Raw genomic sequence first — 21516 nt, 5'->3', positions numbered from 1 at the left:
GCGGCCGGGACCGACCAGGCCGACCCGGCGTCATCGGCTGACCGAGTGGTCGTCCGCGTCGGTGAAGGCGGCGGTCGGGTCGCGGTGCGGAGTGCCGGTGGGCCACCAGGCGCCGCCGGTGGCGCGGTACGGGTACCAGCGGCCGTCCGGGCCGTAGCGCAGCTGTCGGTCGTGGACGGTCCAGCGGTTGCGCCGGACGGCGGGTTCGGGGAGTTCGCCGCTGTCCCAGGCGGCACGGGCGCGCGCGGTGTCCGCGGTGGACGGTGTCCAGGGCTGTTCGAGGACGTCCAGGGCGGTCGAGCCGCCCTGCTGCCAGGCGCGGACGGCGCGGGGGTCGGCGTCGAGGCGGTCGCGCAGCGCGGGGTGGGTGGCGGCCATCCGGATGTGGTCGCGGCGGTCGTCGGTGGCGGGCCACCGGCCGGTGGCGAGCACGTCGCGGGCTTTGGCGGCGGCGTCGGCGACGAGCAGCCGCAGCACCTGCACGTCCAGGCCCGGTGCGGGTTCGAACTCGGGCAGCGGGCCGAGGTCGCCGGGCGGCGGGTCGTCGGGCAGTTCCCGGACCGGCTGCGCGTAGGCGGCGGTGGCGAGGACGCCCGTGGCGGGACGGGCCCCGGCGACGACCTCGTCCTGGTCGCGCCCCCGCAGGAGCAGCAGCACCCACGGGTCGGCGTCGAGCAGCCACGACGCCTGGTGGCACAGCGCGGCGGCGTGCTTGCACGGCAGTTCCCAGCCGGGGCACGTGCACTCCGGGTCGAGGTCGCCGATACCGGGCAGCAGCGGCACGTCCGCGTCGGCCGCGGCGTCGGCGAGTTCGCGGGGCATCTCCCGGTCGAGCAGCGCGGCGAGGTGACCGGCCTTGGCGGCGATCTGGGCCAGGAACCGTTTCCACTCGCCGTCGCTGAGCGGGGCCAGGTGCACGGACGTCCGGTAGGTGTCCTCGACGTCGTACACGGTGGCGGCGATGCGGCCGGGGCTGACGGTGATGGTGCCGACGAGCCCGGCGTGCGCGTACTTGCGGCCCTGCCGCAGCGGCGCCTGGTCGAGCGACGTGTCCTCCAACGCCTGGAGCCACGCCTTGCCCCACCACGACCGCGCGCGGCGGACGCCCTTGCCGAACGCGGGGAAGCCCTTGACGCGGTCGCTCACGTGCCGCTCCTGAGTTCGACCAGGTTGGCCAGTTCGTCGTCGGCGAGTTCGGTGAACGCGGCGTCGCCGCGGGCCAGCACGGCGTCGGCGAGGTCGCGCTTGGCGCGCAGCATCGCGGCGATGCGGTCCTCGATGGTGCCCTCGGCGATGAGCCGGTGCACCTGCACGGGCCGGGTCTGGCCGATGCGGTAGGCGCGGTCGGTGGCCTGGTCCTCCACGGCCGGGTTCCACCACCGGTCGTAGTGCACGACGTGGTCGGCGCGGGTGAGGTTGAGCCCGGTGCCGGCGGCTTTGAGGGACAGCAGGAACACCGGGCACCCGCCGTCCTGGAACCGCCGCACCATGTCCTCCCGCTTGGCCACGGGCGTGCCGCCGTGCAGGAGCTGGGTGGGGATGCCGCGGCCGGCGAGGTGCTCCTCGATGAGCCGGGCCATGGCGACGTACTGGGTGAACACGAGCACCGCGCCGGCCTCGGCGAGGATCGTGTCGAGCAGCTCGTCGAGCAGTTCCAGCTTCCCGGAGCGGCCCGCGAGCTTCGGCGACGGCTCCTTCAGGTACTGGGCGGGGTGGTTGCACACCTGCTTGAGGCCGGTGAGGAGCTTGACGATCCGGCCCCGGCGGGCGATGCCGTCCGCTTCCCGGACCTCCGCCATGAGTTCCCGCACGACCGCCTCGTACAGGGCGGCCTGTTCCCGGGTGAGCGAGACGGGCTGGTCGGTCTCCGTCTTCGGCGGCAGTTCCGGCGCGATGCCGGGGTCGGTCTTGCGGCGGCGCAGCAGGAACGGCCGGACCAGGCGGGCGAACCGCGCCGCGGCCTCCCGGTCCTGGTCGGCCTCGATGGGGCCGGACCAGCGGGCCTTGAACCGCGCCTGCGTGCCGAGCAGGCCGGGGGTGGTCCAGTCGAGGATCGCCCACAGCTCGGACAGCGCGTTCTCGACCGGCGTGCCGGTGAGGGCGACGCGGGCGCGGGCGGGGATGCGGCGCAACGCCTTCGCCGTGTCGGAGGCGGGGTTCTTCACGTGCTGCGCCTCGTCGGCGACCACCATGCCCCAGTCGACGTCGGCGAGCCGGTCGGCGTCCAGTCGCATCGTGCCGTAGGTGGTGAGCACGAACCCCTCGTGCGCGGTGTCGCGGCGCGGACCGTGGAAGCGGCGGACCGGGACGCCGGGCGCGAAGCGTTCGATCTCGCGCTGCCAGTTGCCCATCAGGGACGCGGGGCACACGACGAGCGTCGGCCCGTCGTCGCGGTGCAGGTGCAGGGCGATGAGGGTGATCGTCTTGCCCAGGCCCATGTCGTCGGCCAGGCACGCGCCCAGGCCGAGCGACGTCATCCGGTCCAGCCAGCGCAAACCGTGCAGCTGGTAGTCCCGCAGGGTCGCCCGCAGCGCGGCGGGTTGGGCGACGGGAGCGCCGTCGAGGTCGGCGAGGCGGGACTTCAGCTCGTCCAGCCACCCGGTGGCGGCGGCCTCCACCTCGACGCCGTCGATCACGGTCGTGCCGGTGAGGGCCGCACCGAGGGCGTCGATCGCGGAGACGGGCTTGACGGCGCGTTCACGGGCGCGGCGGGCGAGTTCGGGGTCGACCAGGGTCCAGCGGTCGCGCAGCCGGACGACGGGCCGGGTGGCCTCGGCGAGCACGTTCAGCTCGTCGGGGGTCAGCGGGTCGTCGCCCAGGGCGAGCTGCCAGTCCACGGAGGTGACCTGGTCGGGACCGAAGAACGCCGGCCGGTCGCTCGGCCGCTCCCCCATGACGACCTTCGCCGACAGGTCCCGCACGAGGTCTTTCGGCCAGTGCACCTCCACGCCCGCGCCGGCCAGGCGGACGGCTCCGGTGGTGAGCAGGTTCTCCACGTCGGAGTCCAGCAGCGCGACCTCGTCGGGCACCGGCTGGTCGAGCAGCCGTTCGAGCGGCGGCCAGGCGCGCGCGGCACGGCGCAGGGCGACGGTGGCGTCGGCGCGGGACCGCTGGTTGGCGGCGGCCCACAGTTCCGCGGCGTCCACCACGCGGGCCGGGTCGGCGAGGCTGTGCACCTGCACGACGGCGCGGAACGGGCCGAAGCCCTCGACCCGCAGCGAGATCCGGACGCCCTGGTCGGCCCAGTCCCGCAGGTGTGGCACCTTCTGAGGTGCGGTGGCGGCGAACGCCGGTGCGCCCGCCGCGTGCACCGCCGCCGCGCCACGCGGCATGGTGTCGGCCACGGCGTCCAGGAACGCGCGGAGCAGGGGTTCGGCGTCGGGCAGTTCGAGCGGGTCGCGACCCGCCAGCGGGACGGCGCGGGCGTGCGGGGGCATGGCTTCGGCGAGGTCGCGGACGCGGGCGTGGTCGGCGGCGTCGAGCGGGCCGAGCAGCCAGGCGTCGAAGTCCCCGTCGGTGACCGCGGGCCGCACGCGGCCGCGGGAGACGAGGTGCAGCGCGACGACCACGGCGGCGCCCCAGAACGCGGCGGCGGGGTGGGCGTGCGGGGCTCGGCGGGCGCGGCTGAGCAACGGGATGGCGTCGGCGACGGGCAGGCGCAGGGCGGGGACGTCGCGGCGGGAGCCGTCCGGGGCGGCGATGGTGAGCCGGTCCGAGCCGTTGTCAGCAGGCAGGGCGTCCTGTCCACCGGCAGGTCCGGACGCGTGCGGGTCGGTGTAGAAGGCGATCGTGGACGTGCGTGGCGGGTCGGCGGCCTCGAAGACGGCCGCGTACCGCTCCAACCCTGTGTTCAGCGCTCCCCCTCGCTACTCAAGTTTGAGTATAGCCCAGCTGCCGGCCTCCCCGGGCGATCCAGGCTCCCCCGCCATCCGGTACGCACCGGCTTCCAGCCGTTCCAGCAGCCCCCGCGTCCACTCCGCCCCGCCCGACGCCGTGTGCTCCCACAACCCGAACAGCTCCTTCACGTGCGCCGGCTCCCGCCACTCCCCCGCCTGCGCGCGCGCCGCGTCACGACGGCTCTCCAGCTCCGCCAGCCGTTCGGTCAGCAGGCCCACCGCCTCCACCCGCGCCAACGACGGCAGCAGGGCCAGCCCGGCGGCGAGCATGTCGGGCCGCGTCTCGGGCCGGCGCAGCGCGTCACCGAGGAGCCGCCGGTACTCCGACTCCCCCTTGGGGGTGATGTCGTAATCCGTCCGGGCGGGCGGCACGGCGTGGTCCGCGAGGCAGCCGTCCTTCGTCAACTGCTTCAGCGCGTGGTAGATCGAGCCCCACTTGACGTTGGCCCAGTCCCCCGCACCCCACGACATCAGGTCGTTGCCGATCAGGTAGCCGTGGGCCCGCCCGTAGCCGCGCACCACCCCGAGCACCAACAGCCGCGTAGCAGACATCTCGTCCTCGTCCGGCGGTATTCCGGTTTCGCATCCCCGGTTTCCCGGACCAGGGTAGATCGCCGAGTATGGAGCGGTGACGCTCGCCGAGATCGACGACGCCCAACGACGAGCCCGCCTCGGCGTCCGGCACCTGCTGACCACCAAGGGAACCTCCGTCGAAGCCGTGGCCGACGCGCTCGTGGGCCTGCACGCCACCGACCCGGCCACCGTGGTCCTGTCCGCGTGCGCCCGCCTGGACCGGCCTTCCGCGGCCGAGGTGGAAGCCGCGTTCTACGAACGGCACACGCTGGAGCGGCTGCTCTGCATGCGCCGCACGATGTTCGCCGTCACCGCCGCCACGGCCCCGGTCGTGCAGGCCGCCGCCGGCGCCGCGATCGCCGAGAAGGAACGGCAGAGGCTCCTCCAGTACCTCGCCGACGGCGTCGGCTGGGACGCCGACCGGCTGGCCGAGGTCGAGAAGGCCACGCTGGAGGCCCTGCGGCTGCGCGGCGAGGCGACCGCCGTCGAGCTGACCCGGGACGTGCCCGCACTGCTGGAACAGGTGGTCGTCGGAGCCGGCACGCCCCGCGAGATCCGGCAGAACGTGTCCAGCCGCATCATCCGGGTCCTCGCCGCCGAGGGCCGGATGCGCCGCAGCCGACCGCTCGGCACGTGGCTGAGCAGCCAGTTCCGCTGGGCGCCCGCGACACCGTGGCCCGAGATCGACACCGACGAGGCCCGCGCCGAACTGGTCCGCCGCCGGCTCGCGACCTACGGGCCCGACACCGAGGCGGACGTCAAGTGGTGGACCGGCTGGACGCTCGGCGCGGTCCGCAAGGCCCTCGCCGCCGTGGGCGCGGTCCGGGTGCGACTGTCCACCGGCGACGGTCACGCGCTGCCCGACGACGTGGACCCCGTCGAGGAGCCGGAGCCGTGGGCCGCGCTGCTGCCGGGACTGGATCCCACACCGATGGGGTGGCAGGCTCGCGGCTGGTACCTCCCCGACCGCCACCGGTCACAGCTGTTCGACAACTCGGGCAACGTCGGGCCGACCGTGTGGTGGAACGGCGCGGTGGTCGGGGGTTGGGCGCAACGCCCGGACGGTGAACTCGTTTGGCAACTCGTGGAGGACGTCGGCACGGAGGCGGCGGACGCGATCGCCCGGGAGGCGGACCGGATGGCGGTCCTGCTGGACGGGGTGCGCGTCATCCCCCGCTTCCGGACCCCGTTGGAGAAGGAGTTGGCGAAATGATCCTCTTGCGGCCGTTGGACGACGAGGGAGTGGAGCGCCTGCTCGGCCTGGCGGTCGCGGACGCCGGCCCGGACGACGTGATGCCACCCGGCTGGACCGTGGACCGCCCCGACGAGTTCCGCGAGTTCTACCGGGGCATGGTGGACGACGCGTTCGAGATCGTGGAGGACGACCGCACCGTCGGCATGGCCCGCCTCACCGCGAAGGGCGAGGCCGGCATGTGGATCGCCCGCTGCGCACGAGGAGCCGGTGTCGGACTCGCCGCACTGCGCCGCATCGTGGAGGAAGCGCCCCGGCGCGGCGTCCACTCGATCGTCGCGGACACCACCACCGACAACACCGCCGCCATCACCGTCCTCCGGAAGGCCGGCGCCATCCTCGAGGTCGACGGCACGCGCGTCCTGGCCCACCTGCCCGTGCCCGTCGAGCCCACGCCCGACATCGCCGACACCGGCGAACTGCTCCTCGCCTACCTCGACTTCTACCGCGAAGCCGTCCTCCGCAAGATCGACGGCATGACCGAGGAGGAACTGCGCACCAGCCGCCTGCCCACCGGCTGGACACCCCTCGGCCTGGTCAAGCACCTCGCCCACGTGGAACTGCGCTGGCTGCGCTGGTGCTTCCGCGGCGAGGAGATCGCCCTCCCCCACGGCGACCCGGAGGTCGAAGACGCCGAGTGGGTGGTCGAAGGCGACGACACCACCGACGACGTCCGCGCCTTCTACCGCGAGCAGTGCGCCCGGTCCCGCGACATCGTCGCCGAGTCCGCCCTCACCGACCGAGCCGCCCACTGGGGCCAACCCGACGTGCCGCGCCCCACCCTCGCCTGGATCCTGTTCCACCTGCTCCAGGAGTACGCACGGCACGCCGGGCACCTCGACATCGCACGGGAGCTCAGCGACGGCGTCGTCGGCGCGTGACGGGGCGTCAGCCGGGTCCGGGCCGGTCGAACCGGACGAAGCCGCGCAGCGCCGGCGGGCCGAAGTCGTGGATCTCCGTGTAGCCGAGGCTCTCGTAGAACGCCCGCTGCCCGGGGTCGTCGTCGGTCAGCAGGACCTTCTGCCGCACCGCGCGGTAGCGCTCCGACACCGCCCGCACCAAGGCCCGTCCCACGCCTTTCCCCTGCTCGTCGGGGTGCACGAGCACGTCCTGCAGGTAGCAGACGGTCGCGTCGTCGGACAGCGCGCGAGCCAGACCGATCAACCGGCCGTCACGCCGCGCGGTCACCACGTACGACGAGCCCGCGACCGCCGCGTGCAGCACCGCCGGGGTCGCCGTGTACGCCGACCAGCCCACGGCCTCGTACAGCGGGAGGAGCTCGTCCAGCCCGATCTCCCCCGCCTGCTCGATCAGCGGCTCATCGCGGTCCACCAGCCGACCTCCCCGCACCACGCCGGTCGTAGCCGGTCACCGGGTCGAGCCACCCGACCACGACCGTCGCCGACAGGTCCTCGTCCGACACGACCTCCGCGCGCAACCCACCCCGCGTGAACGCCGCCACCGTCCCCGCCGCCTGCCGCGCACCCGTCTCCACCAGCAACCGCCCACCCGGCGCCAACCACCGGGCCGCGTCCGCGATCACCCGCCGCTGCACGTCCAGACCGTCCGCACCACCGTCCAACGCCACCAACGGCTCGTGGTCGCGCGCCTCCGGCGGCATCAGGCCGATCGCCCCGGTCGGCACGTAAGGCGCGTTCGCCACCACCACGTCCACCCGGCCCGGCAACGTGCCCGGCAACGGCGCGTACAGATCACCCTCGTAGACCGAACCCGCCCCCACGTTGTGACGGGCACAGCGCACGGCCGCCGGATCGATGTCCACGGCGTGCAGCTCCACCCCCGCCACCCGATCGGCCACCGCCGCGCCCACCGCACCCGAACCGCAGCACAGGTCCACCACCACCGCGCCCGGCCGCGCCCCGGCCACCGCCACCCGCACCATCAACTCCGTACGCCGACGCGGCACGAACACACCCGGGTCCACCACGACCCGCAAGCCGCAGAACTCCGCCCACCCCACCACGTGCTCCAACGGCAACCCGGCCACCCGCCGAGCCGTCAACACCTCGAACTCGTCGGGCGTCCGAGCGGCAGCGGCCAACAACCGCGCCTCGTCCTCGGCGAACACACAACCCGCCGCGCGCAATCGCGCGACCACATCGACATCGGGAACCAGCATGGACAGCGCAACGCCTCTCGCGTGGAGAACCGCGGGCGCCCCTACACCGCCACGACGCGGCCGGAGACGACCCGACATGCACCAGCAGGAATGGGTCTCACCTCCACAGTCCGCGTGAACCGCCACACCGTATCCCACCCGGAACGGCCCTCAGCCGTCACCCGCGCGCGACCGCGCCACCGCAGCCTCGACCCCGTCCAACAGCACGTCCAGCCCCACCGCGAAGTTCCGCACCGCGTCCCGCTCCAGGTACGGCACGCACTCGTCACCCTCCACCGCCGGCGGCTCCTCCGTCCCGATCCACGCCGACAGCGGGAACCTCGAAGCGAAGTCCGGCGCCACCTCCTCGAACACCGACGACCGCGAGAACCACCACTCCTCGTCGGTCATCCCCGTTTCCCGCGCCGCCCGCCGCGCGTCCGCGATCACCCCCGCCGCGCCGCGCACGAACTGCATCACCGCGCCCACCACACCCCGCAACACCGACGCGTCCAACCCCGTCGCACGCAGGATCCGCAACAACGTCTCCAACATCGCGAACTCGTGCGGCCCCAACACCGGCCGCGCCTGCGACACCTGCAACACCCACGGGTGCGCCAGGAAGAACGCCCGCACGTCCTCCGCCCACGCCCGCAGCGCCACCCGCCACCCGCCGTCCAGCGGGTACTCCGCCGGCAACTCGCCCAACACCTTGTCGTACATCAGGTCGACCAACTCGGCCTTGCTCGGCACGTACGTGTACAGCGCCATCGCCGAACGCCCCAACCGCTCCCCCACCGCACGCATCGACAACGACGCCATGCCGTCCCGGTCCGCCACCTCGATCGCCGCGTCCAGGATCACGTCCACGCTCAGCCCGGGCCCCGCTCCCCCGTCGGGCTCCCGCCACAGCAACCGCATCGACCGACCCGCGTCACCCTGCCCGGCGAAGACGGCCACTTGCCCACTCCTTACAGCCTAAAGTATCGTGCCAAGGATTACTTTACGGTATAAACAAAGCAGGGGGAAGCCAGGCGATGTCAGCACCAGCCGACAGCCACGACGTCATCCAGGTACGCGGGGCCAGGGAGAACAACCTCGCCGACATCTCCGTCGACATCCCCAAACGACGGCTCACCGTCTTCACCGGCGTCTCCGGCTCCGGCAAGTCCTCACTCGTCTTCGGCACCATCGCCGCCGAGTCCCAACGACTCATCAACGAGACCTACACCGCGTTCATCCAGTCCTTCATGCCCAGCCTCGGCCGCCCCGACGTGGACGCCCTGCGCAACCTCAGCGCCGCGATCATCGTCGACCAGGAGCGCATGGGCGCCAACTCGCGCTCCACCGTCGGCACCGCCACCGACGCCCACACCATGCTCCGCATCCTCTTCAGCCGCCTCGGCACACCCCACGTCGGCACCGCCGGCGCCTTCAGCTTCAACCTCCCCGAGGGCATGTGCCCGCACTGCGAAGGCCTCGGCCGCGTCTCCACCATCGACGTCGACCAGCTCGTCGACCGCACCAGATCGCTCGCCGAGGGCGCCATCACCGTCCCGGGCTTCACTATCGACAACTGGTACGTCCAGACCTACCTGCAATCCGGCTTCCACGACCCGGACAAGAAGCTCCAGGACTTCACCGAAGAGGAGTGGAACGCCTTCCTCAACCTCGAATCCACCAAGGTCAAGGTCGGCAAGACCAACGTCACCTACGAAGGCCTCCTGGTCAAGGTCCAACGCCTCTACCTCGGCAAGAACCGGGAGAACATGCAGCCGCACATCCGCGCCTTCGTGGACCGCGCGGTCACCTTCGCCGAATGCCCCGACTGCCGCGGCTCCCGTCTCAACGCCGCCGCCCTCGGATCGAAGATCGACGGCGTGAACATCGCCGACTGCTCCACCATGCAGATCAGCGACCTCGCCGACTGGGTCGCCAAGATCACCGACCGCTCCGTCGGCCCCATGCTCACCACCCTCAAGGAGCTCCTCGACTCCCTGGTCGAGATCGGCCTCGGCTACCTCAGCCTCGACCGACCCGCCGCCACCCTCTCCGGCGGCGAGGCGCAGCGCGTCAAGATGGTCCGCCACCTCGGCTCCGCCCTCACCGACGTCACCTACGTCTTCGACGAGCCCACCATCGGCCTGCACCCCCACGACATCCAGCGGATGAACGACCTCCTGCTGCGCCTGCGCGACAAGGGCAACACCGTCCTCGTGGTCGAGCACAAGCCCGAGACAATCCGCATCGCCGACCACGTCGTGGACCTCGGCCCCGGCGCGGGCGCCAACGGCGGCCACATCACCTTCACCGGCACCGTCGCCGAACTGCGCGCCTCCGACACCCTCACCGGCCGCCACCTCGACCACCGCGCCCGGCTCCGCGACCACGTCCGCGAGCCCGCCGGCCGACTCCCGATCACCGGCGCCTCGCTGCACAACCTCAAGAACATCGACGTCGACATCCCGCTCGGCGTGCTCACCGTCGTCACCGGCGTCGCCGGCTCCGGCAAGAGCTCCCTCATCCACGGGTCGCTGGCCCGCCGCCCGGACGTCGTCACCGTCGACCAGGCGCCCATCCGCGGCTCACGACGCTCCAACCCGGCCACCTACACCGGACTGCTCGACCCGATCCGCACCGCCTTCGCCAAGGTCAACGGCGTGAAAGCCGCACTCTTCAGCGCCAACTCCGAAGGAGCGTGCCCGAAGTGCAAGGGCATCGGCCTCGTGTACACCGACCTCGCGATGATGGCCGGCGTCGCCTCCGTGTGCGAGGAGTGCGAAGGCAAGCGGTTCACGCCGGAAGTGCTCACGCACCGGCTCCGCGGCAAGAACATCAGCGAAGTGCTCGGGATGTCGGTCACCGACGCGCGCGAGTTCTTCACCGAGAAGCAGGCCAAGGCGATCCTCGACCGGCTCGTGGACGTGGGCCTCGGCTACCTCTCCCTCGGCCAGCCGCTGACCACGCTGTCCGGCGGCGAGCGGCAGCGGCTCAAGCTCGCCATCCACATGGCGGAGAAGGCGTCCACCTACGTCCTGGACGAGCCGACCACCGGCCTGCACCTCGCTGACGTGGACCAACTGCTCGCGCTGCTCGACCGACTCGTGGACGACGGCAACACGGTCATCGTGATCGAGCACCACCAGGCCGTCATGGCCCACGCCGACTGGATCATCGACCTCGGCCCCGGTGCGGGGCACGACGGCGGCCAGGTCGTGTTCACCGGCACGCCCGCCGACCTGGTCGAGAACGCCTCCACGCTCACCGCCCACCACCTTCGGGCCTACGTCGGCGGCTGACCGTCCTGGCTGTTCTGAGATGAGCCTTCTCCGGTGTCGCCAGTCTTGGAGAAGGCTCATCTCAGTTGACACTGAAGCTATCAAGTACGTTGATGATTCACTGGACCATCGGCCACATGGCGAATCGTTCCCACGCCCGGCCGATTGTCCGGCCCCACCCAGTCCTCTAACGTTCCCGATCACGTCCGCGCGAACGTGATCGCAGAACCTCCACTCCCCGGCGGAACCGAGTCACATTCGGGTCCGCCGGCAACCCTGCATGAGGGAGAACCCTGCAATGGGAGACGTTCGCGGATCAAGACGAGCACTGATCGCATTAGCCGGCGCGGCGGTGACGGCCATGGCGCTGGCCACCGGCGCAACGCCGGCAGCAGCCGAGGGCGACATCCTCGGCGCCAACAACCCGACTGCCATCAAGGACAGCTACATCGTCGTCTACAACGACGTGTCCACCCAGAGCGTCGACGCGCTCACCTCCGACCTCAGCGCCAAGTACGACGCCAAGGTCGACTTCACCTACCGCCACGCGCTGAAGGGCTTCGCGGGCACGCTGTCCGAACGGGCCGCGCGCCGCCTGGCCGCCGAGCCGGGCGTGGCGTACGTCCAGCAGAACGGCACGGTCCAGGCGACGGGGACGCAGACGAACCCGCCGTCCTGGGGGCTGGACCGGATCGACCAGCGCAACCTGCCGCTGGACTCGTCCTACACCTACCCGAACGACGGCACCGGCGTCACCGCCTACATCATCGACACGGGCATCCGGACCACGCACAGCGACTTCGGCGGCCGTGCCACCTGGGGCACCAACACCGTCGACACCAACAACACCGACTGCAACGGCCACGGCACGCACGTCGCCGGCACCGTCGGCGGCACCGCCCACGGCGTGGCCAAGGGCGTCCGGCTGATCGCGGTCAAGGTGCTCAACTGCCAGGGCTCCGGCTCGTTCGCCGGCGTCGCGGCGGGCGTCGACTGGGTCACCGGCCACCACACCTCCGGCCCGGCCGTGGCGAACATGAGCCTCGGGGGCCAGGGCAGCGACATCACCGGTGAGACCGCGGTCCGCAACTCGATCGCCGACGGCGTGACCTACGCGATCGCGTCCGGCAACTCGAACGCCAACGCCTGCAACTTCACCCCGGCGCGGGTCGCCGAGGCCATCACCGTGAACGCGTCGACGAACACCGACGCGCGGGCCTCGTTCTCCAACTGGGGCACGTGCACGGACATCTTCGCGCCGGGTCAGAACATCACCTCGGCGTGGATGACCAACGACACCTCCACCAACACCATCAGCGGCACGTCCATGGCGGCTCCGCACGTCGCCGGCGGCGCGGCGGTCCTGCTCGGCGCCACCCCCTCGTTGACGCCCGCGCAGGTCGCCACCGCGATGGTGGCCAACTCCACCCCGAACAAGATCACCAGTCCGGGCACCGGTTCGCCGAACCGGCTGCTGTTCGTCAACACCGGTGACAACCCCGGTCCGGGCAACCCGTCGGTCACCCCGCCGGGCAACCAGACCGGCAACGTCGGCACGGCCACGAGCCTCCAGCTGAAGGCCTCCGGCGGCACCCCGCCGTACACGTGGTCGGCCACCGGGCTGCCGCCCGGCCTGGCGATCGCCGCGTCCACGGGCCTGATCTCGGGCACGCCCACCACCGCCGGCAGCTACACCGTGACCGCCACGGCGACCGACGCCGCGGGCAAGTCCGCGAGCACCGCGTTCACCTGGACCGTCAACCCGCCGGGAGGCTCGTGCTCCGCTCCCGGTGAGAAGCTGGTCAACGGCGGCTTCGAGAGCGGCACCACCGGCTGGTCGAACGCGACCTGGACGATCAGCTCGTGGACCGGGACCGGAGCGCCGCGCTCCGGCGCCCGCTCATCCTGGATCGGCGGCTACGGCTACAGCTACACCGAGACGCTGTCCCAGACCGTCACCGTCCCGGCCGGCTGCACCAACACCACCCTGTCGCTGTGGCTGAAGATCAGCACGGCGGAGTACGAGCCGGCCGTGTTCGACACCTTCACCGTCAAGGCGGGCTCGACCACCCTGGCGACCTACACCAACCTCAACCCGTCCGGCTACGCCGTGCGCACCTTCAACCTGGGCGCGTACGCGGGCCAGAGCGTCACGCTCAGCTTCACCGGCACGGAGGACTGGTCCTACCAGACCTCGTTCGTGCTGGACGACGTCTCCGTGACGGCGTCCTGATCCACTCGGGCTGAACGGGGAGGGCCGGTCTCGACCGGCCCTCCCCCCTTCACGGAGCGGTCCGCCTCAGCACCCGATCGGCGACGAGCCGACGGCCACGTCGTCGTACCAGAGGGTGTTCGCGCCGTCGCCGTAGCTCTCCCAGCCCAGCCGCAGGTCGGTGACGGCGGGCCGCCAGCCGGTCTTGGCCATCCACTGCCGGTCGACGTCGGGCGTAGCCACGCCGTCCGCCTGCAAGCCCTCGACCGGCGCGCCGTTCAGCGAGGTCGCGATCTTCCCGGCCGGGTCGACGGTGAACTGCACGCAGTTCCACTGCCCGGTGGGCAGCGGCTTGCTCTTCGACACGCCCACCGGGCTCTGCTCCGGCAGGGTGGCGTCGTCGGACTCGCGGTTCCACTGCAGCGCCGAGTTCTGGCCGCCCATGCGGAGGTCCTTGCCGCCGTCCGCGGAGTCCTTCATGGCCATGAACGTCACGTGCGCCATCGGCAGGGCCGTCGTGTGGCGGACGTAGAACCGGCCGTGCACCGGGCCGGACCCGGACACCGGGGTGCCGAAGAAGATGTGGTTGCAGTAGCCGGCCGCGCCGTTCACCCGCACCGACTTCGAGCCGCTGCGCGCGACCGAGTCGTCGATGGCCACCGTGCCCTGACCCGTGCAGTTGGCCGCGCCGACGGTCCAGCGGCCGGCCGGGGTGGTCCCGGTCTGCTGCTCGAAGTCGTCGCACAACGCCGCCGTGCCGCAGCCGGGTGGGTTAGTCGTCGTCGTGGTCGTGGTGGTGGTCGTCGACGTCGTGGTGGAGGTGGACGTCGACGTGCTCGTGGTGGTGGGAGTGGTGGTCGTGGTCGGGTCACCGCTGCACGGGACACCGTTGAACGCGAAGTCGGTCGGCGCCGCGTTCGTGCCGCTGTACGTGGCCTGGAAGCCGAACTGGGCGCTCGCGCCCGTGCCCAGCGAACCGTTCCACGCCGCGTTGGCGACCTTCACCCGGTTGCCGTCCTGGGTGACGGTCGAGCTCCAGCCTGAGGTCACCTTCTGATCGCCGGTGAACGTCCAGGTGAGCGTCCACGAGGTGACCGGAGCGGACTGGTTGGTCACGGTCACGTTGGCGGTGAAGCCGGTCGACCACTGGTTGAGCTTGTAGTCCACGGCGCAGACAGGAGCCGCCCCCGCAGGGCTGGTCCCGCCGATCACCACCAACCCCGCTACCGATACCACAGCGGCTACCGCCGCCAACAAATTTCGCACAACAACCCCTTCGTTGTCGTTTCTGGGAGCGTTCCCAGACACTGACTGTAACGATTCCGTCACCCTTATGGAATACTCCGCCTGCCGCAACGACGGCTGGAACGAACGCGCGTACGCCCCGGTCAGCGGCCCAGCACGTTCACGGCGCCACGTCCGCCGTCCACCCCGACTCGGTCGCCTGTCCTGCGGTCAGAGACCGTTGGTGAACAGCAGCCGGCCGGCCGCGTGGATCTCGCGGACATCCGGCGACGATCTTCGACGGTCGCGGACATACTGCCGGTGTGGCAAGGGATGCGTGGGTGGCCGAGACGTCGCGTGACTTCACATCGCTGCGTGGCAGGCGCGTGGAGTCGTGGGTTGGTGTGGAGATGGCGCTGCGGGAGAGCGTCGCGGGGGGCGCGCCCCAGTTCGACGACCCAGAGGTCCCCTGTCTGCAGTTGCTCGGCTTGCAGGCGTCCTTGGACCACTGCGGCGTGCTGACCGTCAGCGTCCACCAAGATCACGACGTGTTCGGGTTGTGGCCCCGGTCGCACCCCGAGGTCAGGTTCCAGGACGAAGGGCAGTGGAACGGGATCTACCGCTGGAGGGCGTTGACCGAACTGCCGACCGGCCACGTCGAGTACGTGGCTGCCTTCGTCGACAAGGGCGTTCTGGCCGAGGTCGGCCTGCGGATCGATGGCCGGCCGCTGCTGCTGGTCGCAGGCGAGTTGGAGGAGACGTCCGAGGGCGGGCTCTTGTTCCACCGGCTCGATGAGTCGGTTCTGGTGTTCACCGATACCGCCGCCGCTGCGCGCGTCCCATGGACCACATCACGGCACGGCCTCGTCCGAACCGAGGAGGGCTGCACGGGTATGGGTGGCCAGGACTCTGCGCCGGGGCCGGTGAGCGGTTCGGGTGCGCCGTAGGTGCGCGCGGCTCGTCGTGGATCACGATCACCCGCGCGAGCAACTCGCCGTCCCGCCGGGCGTGGGAGGACGGGCGGGCGGACCCTGATGAAGGAGTGCCTGAACATCAGCGATGACGTCAAGGCCGAGGTCCGGCACTCGGCGTCCGATTGGTGCGACAGCAACCTGGTGCCGGTGGTGGAAACGAAGGTCGAGGCCTTCTGGGACGTCTGCGACGCCACCGACGAGGGGTTCGAGGAAATCCTCGGCGTGATGCGGGAGATGCCCGGTCAGTGGTCACAGGTCGGTTCCGGTCCACCGGGTCGAGGGAGGCAGTGCGCGATGATCACGGAGATCGTTCGGGAGGAGCGCATCGAGCGGATGCGCGCGCGATTCGCCGACCGGAAACCGGGACCGGATCGCGGCCAGGGCCGAGCGGTGGCATGCGGCGGAAGGCCGGTGCGGAGACCGCAACGCTGACGCAACGCCGGCACGAGCGCGTCGCCGCGATCCAGCACAGGGCGGAGGACCGCCCGCAACGCCTTCGCGCCACCGGGTTCACGAGGACCTCAGGTGTTCGACTTCGACCCGGACTGGGACGAGGATCCGGACCCTCGGCGACGCTGGTGGTCCACGGCGCGCTGTCGCACCGCGGCCTCGGCTCTACGGCTCATGTCGAAGTCCGCTTCGGCAGGCCGAATCGACGGCGGCGTGGCGATTCGGCCTGCCGAAGCGGAGTGGGCGGCGGCGAAGCCGTTGTTGCACGCGCCGTCGCGGTCGACACGGCCGTCCTTGAATGCGGTCCTCGAAACCCAGTGCCGCTCGGCGGTGCGCTCTTGATCGCTGCTCCACGCCTGCGCGAGTACGAACCGTTCTACAACTGATCAGCCTGTTGCCGACGGTGGTTCCCAGTCACCACCGGTAGTCGAGGAACTTGCCGTCGAAGGTGACCACCACCCGGTCGCCGTCGGGGTCCGGGCGGCGCGCGATGTCGACCTTGAAGTTGATCGCGCTCATGATGCCGTCGCCGAACTCCTCGTGGATCAGCTCCTTCAGCGCGGGTCCGTAGACCGACAGCGCCTCGACGAAGCGGTAGATCGTCGGGTCGTTCATGATGGCCGGGTCCGTACCGCGAGTGGGCCGGCCCCGTAGGCTCTCCGCTACCGCGTCGTCCAGGTCGAGGAGACCGCAGACCGTCTTCGTCTGTTCCGGTGTCATCGGGTGCTGTCCGAGCAGGGCGGCGGTGACCCACACGACCGGGGCGCCGAGCTCGTCGGCGATCTGCGCCCAGGTCAGGCCCTTGCGCACCCGGGCTGCGACCACCAGGTCGGCGGCGTCGGACTTGCTCATGATCGGGGTCATGACGATCGCTCCTCGGTCGCGGCGTGCCCCCAGACTTCCGCAGGTTCGTTGCGGTGATGTAAACGATCACGCCAAAATCACCGACCTCAGGAGTGAGGCTGACGTGATCTGGTGCTCGCACGGCGGTCACAGGGAGGACACCTCCCGTGCTCAGACTCCATCACCACCCCAACCGAAGGAGCGGCGTTTCCATGACCTACGTCAACCCGGCGGACCTCGTCCGAAAGATGATCGACGCCGGTGAGGCCAAGGCGTTCATGTCCACGCGTGACACCATCATCCGGGCGTTCATGGCCGGTGCGATCCTCGCGCTCGCCGCCGCGTTCGCGGTCACGGTCACCGTGCAGACCGGCAACGCGCTCGTCGGGGCTCTGCTCTTCCCGGTCGGGTTCTGCCTCCTGTACCTGCTGGGCTTCGACCTCCTCACCGGCGTCTTCACACTGGTTCCGCTCGCGTTGATCGACAAGCGGCCAGGTGTCCGGATGCGCACGGTCCTGCGCAACTGGTCGCTGGTGTTCGTCGGCAACTTCGCGGGCGCGCTCGTCGTCGCGCTCATGATCGGGGTGATCGTCACCTTCGGGTTCTCGGTGGAACCGAACGAGGTCGGGCAGCGGCTCGGTGAGATCGGGGAGAGCAGGACCCTCGGCTACGCGGAGCACGGCGCGGCCGGGATGCTGACCCTGTTCATCCGCGCTGTGCTGTGCAACTGGATGGTCTCCACCGGCGTCGTCGCCGCGATGATCTCCACCTCCGTGTCCGGCAAGGTGATCGCGATGTGGATGCCGATCCTCGTGTTCTTCTACATGGGTTTCGAGCACTCGATCGTCAACATGTTCCTGTTCCCGTCCGGTCTCCTGCTCGGCGGCGACTTCTCGCTCGGCGACTACCTCATCTGGAACGAGATCCCCACCGTGATCGGGAACCTGGTCGGCGGCCTCTCGTTCGTGGGGCTGACGATGTACGCGACCCACGCGCGGACCGGCCCCTCCCGCAGGAACGGGGTGTCCCCGGACGTGGAGGTGCCGCTCAAGACGACGACGCTTGGGTGATGACGTCATGAGGGGGTGCACCCGGTAGCGATCCTGCTCTTACTCAGTGCGGCGATCGCGCATGCCGGGTGGAACCCCTTCACCGAGCGGGTGCCTGACGGGGGCGCGCTGCCCGTGTGGCTCGACACCCGCCTGGAGTGTGGCTTAACCCGCAGCGATGGCTTCTCGAACGACACACGCTTCGGGACTCGGGTCAACCGGTGTGCAGAGTGAGCCCGTACACCGGAAGCGGCTCGGAAACCGGCTGGATCCAGGCTGTCCCGCCGGAAGCGCGGTTCCCGGACCCGCCCGAGACCAGCCCCACCGCCCGAACCGTGCTGCCCGCGCCGGGATTGGTGACCACCGGCGGCCCGGAGGCGCCTGACTCCGCGCACATGGACGCGCGGGCGAGCTGGTTGACGCAGCCTTGCGGGTAGCACACCGTCTGGTCGACCCCGGTGATGCTGCCGCACTGCCACCCCGGGACCGGGCTGGAGTAGCACACGGACATCCCGACGAACGGGTTCGTGGCACCGGTGATGGTGACGTCACCACCACTACCGTGACGATCGACCAGCGGTGTGGACACCGCGGCGTCCGACGCCACCCGGATGAGCCCGTGATCGTTGGCCGGGAACGACGAGCCGACGCCCGTGCCGATGTAGCCGCCGACACCGTGCCAGTTACTGCCCGCTCTGGCGCAGTGCCCAGCGGCCACGATGGAGCGAGCGGCTCCCGAACGGGCGTTGAACCCCAACGTGCACCGCGCACCGCCTTCGTGGATCGACTGTGCGGCAACGAGATCCCACACCGGACGAGGCGCCTCGTCGACGTGCTCGACGGTGACCGCCTGAGGCCGCGTCGCGCCCCCGGGTCCAGCCGTTCCTTGGCCACAGCCGGCCCGACCTCGTCCGGCTCCCCGGACACCGGCCCAGCCGAGGCGAACACGAGGCCGGCCGTCAGCACGGCCGTTCCCACCCGACGCACGACAGCAGGCAAGGTCATGGCCTTCTCCTCCCCCGGGACACGAACGTAAGCGTCCCGGCGAGCCCCTGGATATCGACCGTTGGTGGGACACCGGTTGACGGTGAACCCGGCTGCACCGCCTCCCCTCTGCCCGACGACGGACCCGGCCGCGGACGGTGTCCGACAAGCTGCGGGATCACGGGTACGTGCCGGCACCGGGCGACCCACCGCCCTCGCATCGAGGAGCCACCCGCGACCAGTCGGAGCAGCAGTTGGTCCACGGCCGGTCCTTCGCCGACCGCGGTCTCCTGCGCGGTCTCAGCCATTCGCCGCATTCCACTGCCGATTCTCGCCCCAACCTCACGGTAACGGCATCAGTAAGTTCTGAATTGCTGCTCCATCCGGTGATACCGGACCTCCGGCGGTGGCGGCCGACGGAGGCGCTGGAGTAGCGTCGGGCCGGTAAGTGGGGCAAGCAGAGCCGATCATCGTGCTGCGCCTGGGGAGGGCTCCGCAGCGGCGCGCATGAAGACGCATGGGCGGCTGACCTGCGCAGACGTCATAGTTCAGCGAATTTAATCAGGTGTCGCAGAGTCGACGACGCCTATTGCTTGGGTACCGCTCCACCATTCACGTTTGCCAGAGATGGGGTTTACGCAATGTTGCGTGCGGACATGGAAGAACTCGCGGGCAAGTTACTCGAGCAACTCTTCGAGAAGGTCCCCAAGGCACGGGAATTCCATGCCGGGACCTGGATCGACGAGGACTACTACCGGCGCCACCTGATCGAGACGGTGCTGCGGATCCGGCTCAACAACGAGGTGGACGCGTACGGCCTCTACAAGGTGGGTTACCAGGACCACCGGCTCGCCTCGACCCTGGCGCAGTACCTGGCCGAGGAGAACAACCACGAGGGCATGTTCCTGCGCGACATCGCCAAGTTCGGGCTGGACAAGGAGGACGTCGACGGGATCCGGCCGTTCTCCTCGACCGAGTACCTGATCGGCTACATGTACCACTCGATCAACAACGAGGGTCCGCTGCCCACAACGGTGTGGAACTGGTTCGTGGAGTGGTACTCCGACCAGTACAACCCGGTGATCACCAAGTTCGCCGCCGAGACCTTCGGCGAGGACAAGGTCAAGGGTTCCTCGGCGCACATCGCCTACGACGAGTCCCACGACCACGACGACCTCATGTGGTCCACCGTCGAGCGCGCGGTCAAGGGCTGGGGCGACTTCGACGCCGCCACCCGGCTGCTGACCAACTACGTCGACCTGATCGGCCTCTACTTCACCCAGCTCTACAACGAGACCGTCGGCGCGAAGTCCTGACGTCCACCCGGCAGGCGGGCCGCCTCGGCGACCCGCCTGCCGTCTGTCGACCAGGAGGTCAAGGTGAGTGATCGGTCGGTGCTGGTGCTCGAGCCTGAATCGTCCGGGGTGGACGTGGTCACCGCGGCGGCCGGGCTCGGGCTGCACGCTCACGTGTTCGACCGCAGGCCCACCCACGAGCTGTCGGCGCGGGTCCGCGGCGCGATCACCGCGGGCGAGGCGACGCACACCCGGCTGGAGACCCGCTCGGTCGAGGCCGTCGTGGACGCCGCGCTGCGCGTGGCCGTGAGCGGGGAACTGCTCGCGGTGGTACCCGGTTTCGAGTACGCCGTGCCCGCCGCAGCGGTCACCGCCGCCAAGCTCGGCTTGCCCGGGCTCGACCCGGCCACGGCGGAGGCGTTGCGGGACAAGGAGAAGATGAAGGCCATCCTGTCCGACGCCGGCATTCCGGTCGCCTTCGGGCTCCCGCTGACACCGGCTACCGCCACCGAGACCGACCTCGACCGGGTCGCCGCCGAAGTCGGCTTCCCGGCGGTGGTCAAACCGGTCGACGGGTCGGGCAGCCTGTGGGTGCGCCGGGTGGACGACGCGGCGGCGCTGCGCGGCTACGTCGCCGCCGCGCGCACCGGGCCGTTCGACGACATGGGGCAGCCGATCGGCGGTCGCCTGCTGGTGGAGACCTATGTGGACGGTCCGGAGTACAGCGTCGAGGGCTACGTCGACGCGACCGGCCCGGTCGTGCTCGCGGTCACCGAGAAGCAACTGGGCACCGAACCGCACTTCGTCGAGGTCGGACACGTGGTCCGGGCCGACCTGTCCGACCGCGACCAGGCCACCGTGGAACGCCTCGCCGCCGACGCGGTGCGCGCGCTGCGGCTGACCAGGGGCGTGTTCCACCTCGAAGTCCGGTTCGCCCGCAGCGGCCCGGTGGTGCTCGAGATCGCCGCCAGGCTCGGCGGCGACCGCATCCACCGGCTCGTCACCGCCGTCACCGGGCGCGCGCTGCCCACCGTGGTGCTGTGCTGCCTGGCCGACCTCACGCTGCCCCCGCCGTCGACGCCCACCGCCGCCGTGGCCGCCGTCCGGTTCTTCACCACCTCCCGCTCCGGTCGGATCGCCGACCCGGCGAGTCTTCGCCGGGAGCTGGCCACCATTCCCGGCTGCGTCGAGCTGACCGTCGGCGCGCTGCCCGACGAGCCGCTGGCCCCGGCCACCGATTTCCGGCAACGATTCGGCCACCTCGTCGTCGGTGCCCCCGACCGCGGCGCTCTGGCCGACGCGATCGCCGAGGCCGACGCGCTGGTCGCCACGGCCATCACCCCGTGAGGGACCACCAGCGCAGCGAG

The 21516-nt window shown here is 70.8% G+C and carries 18 protein-coding genes; 9 read left to right on the top strand and 9 right to left on the bottom strand.

The features are described from left to right. Positions 1-30: 30 nt before the first annotated feature. From ACRAKI_RS18010 to ACRAKI_RS18000, 3 genes are read right to left on the bottom strand one after another with little or no spacing between them, the layout of a single operon-like run. A complete protein-coding gene (locus ACRAKI_RS18010) occupies positions 31-1146 on the bottom strand; it encodes an SWIM zinc finger family protein (protein WP_447008261.1) in 1116 nt (371 codons plus the stop codon). Next, on the bottom strand, positions 1143-3842 hold the full coding sequence (locus tag ACRAKI_RS18005; protein ID WP_447008260.1) for a DEAD/DEAH box helicase: 2700 nt from the start codon (positions 3840-3842) through the stop codon (positions 1143-1145). Before ACRAKI_RS18005 ends, ACRAKI_RS18010 begins: the two co-directional genes overlap by 4 nt. A 24-nt stretch (positions 3843-3866) precedes the next feature. After that, entirely contained in the window at positions 3867-4448 is a 582-nt protein-coding gene (locus tag ACRAKI_RS18000) for a PadR family transcriptional regulator (RefSeq protein WP_447008259.1), read from the bottom strand. A 76-nt stretch (positions 4449-4524) separates the two neighbouring features. Here ACRAKI_RS18000 and ACRAKI_RS17995 point away from each other — a divergent pair, with 76 nt between their 5' ends. Both ACRAKI_RS17995 and ACRAKI_RS17990 read left to right on the top strand, forming a co-directional pair. Further along, entirely contained in the window at positions 4525-5682 is a 1158-nt protein-coding gene (locus ACRAKI_RS17995) for a winged helix DNA-binding domain-containing protein (protein ID WP_447008258.1), read from the top strand. Then, on the top strand, positions 5679-6602 hold the full coding sequence (locus ACRAKI_RS17990; RefSeq protein WP_447008257.1) for a GNAT family N-acetyltransferase: 924 nt from the start codon (positions 5679-5681) through the stop codon (positions 6600-6602). Before ACRAKI_RS17995 ends, ACRAKI_RS17990 begins: the two co-directional genes overlap by 4 nt. Positions 6603-6609: 7 nt before the next feature. On the opposite strand, the gene ACRAKI_RS17985 is transcribed toward ACRAKI_RS17990, so the two are convergent. The 3 genes from ACRAKI_RS17985 to ACRAKI_RS17975 form a co-directional block, all read right to left on the bottom strand. After that, positions 6610-7053, bottom strand: coding sequence for a GNAT family N-acetyltransferase (locus tag ACRAKI_RS17985; protein ID WP_447008256.1), 444 nt, complete (start codon positions 7051-7053; stop codon positions 6610-6612). Next, complete coding sequence (locus tag ACRAKI_RS17980; protein ID WP_447008255.1) at positions 7040-7861, bottom strand: putative protein N(5)-glutamine methyltransferase; 822 nt, start codon at positions 7859-7861, stop codon at positions 7040-7042. Before ACRAKI_RS17980 ends, ACRAKI_RS17985 begins: the two co-directional genes overlap by 14 nt. 150 nt (positions 7862-8011) lie before the next feature. Beyond that, on the bottom strand, positions 8012-8800 hold the full coding sequence (locus ACRAKI_RS17975) for a TetR/AcrR family transcriptional regulator (RefSeq protein WP_447008254.1): 789 nt from the start codon (positions 8798-8800) through the stop codon (positions 8012-8014). A 77-nt stretch (positions 8801-8877) separates the two neighbouring features. Between ACRAKI_RS17975 and ACRAKI_RS17970 the strand changes: the two genes are divergently transcribed. Together ACRAKI_RS17970 and ACRAKI_RS17965 are read left to right on the top strand one after the other, a co-directional pair. Next, positions 8878-11139, top strand: a complete 2262-nt coding sequence (locus ACRAKI_RS17970; protein WP_447008253.1) for an ATP-binding cassette domain-containing protein — start codon at positions 8878-8880, stop codon at positions 11137-11139. Between the two features lie 340 nt (positions 11140-11479). Continuing rightward, complete coding sequence (locus ACRAKI_RS17965; protein WP_447008252.1) at positions 11480-13351, top strand: S8 family peptidase; 1872 nt, start codon at positions 11480-11482, stop codon at positions 13349-13351. A gap of 66 nt (positions 13352-13417) precedes the next feature. On the opposite strand, the gene ACRAKI_RS17960 is transcribed toward ACRAKI_RS17965, so the two are convergent. Then, positions 13418-14497, bottom strand: coding sequence for a cellulose-binding domain-containing protein (locus ACRAKI_RS17960; RefSeq protein ID WP_447008251.1), 1080 nt, complete (start codon positions 14495-14497; stop codon positions 13418-13420). A gap of 380 nt (positions 14498-14877) precedes the next feature. On the opposite strand from ACRAKI_RS17960, the gene ACRAKI_RS17955 reads away from it, so the two are divergent. Together ACRAKI_RS17955 and ACRAKI_RS17950 are read left to right on the top strand one after the other, a co-directional pair. Continuing rightward, positions 14878-15501: a hypothetical protein gene (locus ACRAKI_RS17955; protein ID WP_447008250.1), complete on the top strand. Its 624-nt coding sequence runs from the start codon at positions 14878-14880 to the stop codon at positions 15499-15501. 87 nt (positions 15502-15588) lie between these two features. Continuing rightward, positions 15589-15960, top strand: coding sequence for a hypothetical protein (locus ACRAKI_RS17950; protein ID WP_447008249.1), 372 nt, complete (start codon positions 15589-15591; stop codon positions 15958-15960). Positions 15961-16392: 432 nt separating this feature from the next. On the opposite strand, the gene cynS is transcribed toward ACRAKI_RS17950, so the two are convergent. Continuing rightward, positions 16393-16842, bottom strand: a complete 450-nt coding sequence (gene cynS / locus ACRAKI_RS17945) for a cyanase (protein ID WP_447008248.1) — start codon at positions 16840-16842, stop codon at positions 16393-16395. A gap of 191 nt (positions 16843-17033) precedes the next feature. On the opposite strand from cynS, the gene ACRAKI_RS17940 reads away from it, so the two are divergent. Then, positions 17034-17891: a formate/nitrite transporter family protein gene (locus tag ACRAKI_RS17940; RefSeq protein WP_447008247.1), complete on the top strand. Its 858-nt coding sequence runs from the start codon at positions 17034-17036 to the stop codon at positions 17889-17891. A gap of 193 nt (positions 17892-18084) precedes the next feature. Here ACRAKI_RS17940 and ACRAKI_RS17935 read toward each other — a convergent pair whose 3' ends face one another. After that, positions 18085-18588 carry a S1 family peptidase gene (locus ACRAKI_RS17935; RefSeq protein WP_447008246.1) on the bottom strand — a complete coding sequence of 168 codons (504 nt, stop codon included), beginning with the start codon at positions 18586-18588 and terminating at the stop codon, positions 18085-18087. Between the two features lie 907 nt (positions 18589-19495). Here ACRAKI_RS17935 and ACRAKI_RS17930 point away from each other — a divergent pair. Both ACRAKI_RS17930 and ACRAKI_RS17925 read left to right on the top strand, forming a co-directional pair. Next, positions 19496-20170, top strand: coding sequence for a hypothetical protein (locus tag ACRAKI_RS17930; protein WP_447008245.1), 675 nt, complete (start codon positions 19496-19498; stop codon positions 20168-20170). Positions 20171-20233: 63 nt separating this feature from the next. Then, positions 20234-21496: an ATP-grasp domain-containing protein gene (locus tag ACRAKI_RS17925; protein ID WP_447008244.1), complete on the top strand. Its 1263-nt coding sequence runs from the start codon at positions 20234-20236 to the stop codon at positions 21494-21496. Positions 21497-21516 lie beyond the last annotated feature (20 nt).

The organism is Saccharothrix isguenensis, from assembly GCF_052936305.1.
The sequence above is the reverse complement of the archived record's forward strand: the minus strand, read 5'-3'. Positions and strand labels throughout refer to the sequence as shown.

Excerpts from the sequence above, each read along its gene's own strand:
- ACRAKI_RS18000 (WP_447008259.1), bottom strand. The coding sequence starts at position 4,448 with ATGTCTGCTACGCGGCTGTTGGTGCTCGGGGTGGTGCGCGGCTACGGG.
- ACRAKI_RS17990 (WP_447008257.1), top strand. The coding sequence starts at position 5,679 with ATGATCCTCTTGCGGCCGTTGGACGACGAGGGAGTGGAGCGCCTGCTC.
- ACRAKI_RS17980 (WP_447008255.1), bottom strand. The coding sequence starts at position 7,861 with ATGCTGGTTCCCGATGTCGATGTGGTCGCGCGATTGCGCGCGGCGGGT.
- ACRAKI_RS17970 (WP_447008253.1), top strand. The coding sequence starts at position 8,878 with ATGTCAGCACCAGCCGACAGCCACGACGTCATCCAGGTACGCGGGGCC.
- ACRAKI_RS17965 (WP_447008252.1), top strand. The coding sequence starts at position 11,480 with ATGGCGCTGGCCACCGGCGCAACGCCGGCAGCAGCCGAGGGCGACATC.
- ACRAKI_RS17950 (WP_447008249.1), top strand. The coding sequence starts at position 15,589 with ATGAAGGAGTGCCTGAACATCAGCGATGACGTCAAGGCCGAGGTCCGG.
- cynS (WP_447008248.1), bottom strand. The coding sequence starts at position 16,842 with ATGACCCCGATCATGAGCAAGTCCGACGCCGCCGACCTGGTGGTCGCA.
- ACRAKI_RS17940 (WP_447008247.1), top strand. The coding sequence starts at position 17,034 with ATGACCTACGTCAACCCGGCGGACCTCGTCCGAAAGATGATCGACGCC.
- ACRAKI_RS17930 (WP_447008245.1), top strand. The coding sequence starts at position 19,496 with ATGTTGCGTGCGGACATGGAAGAACTCGCGGGCAAGTTACTCGAGCAA.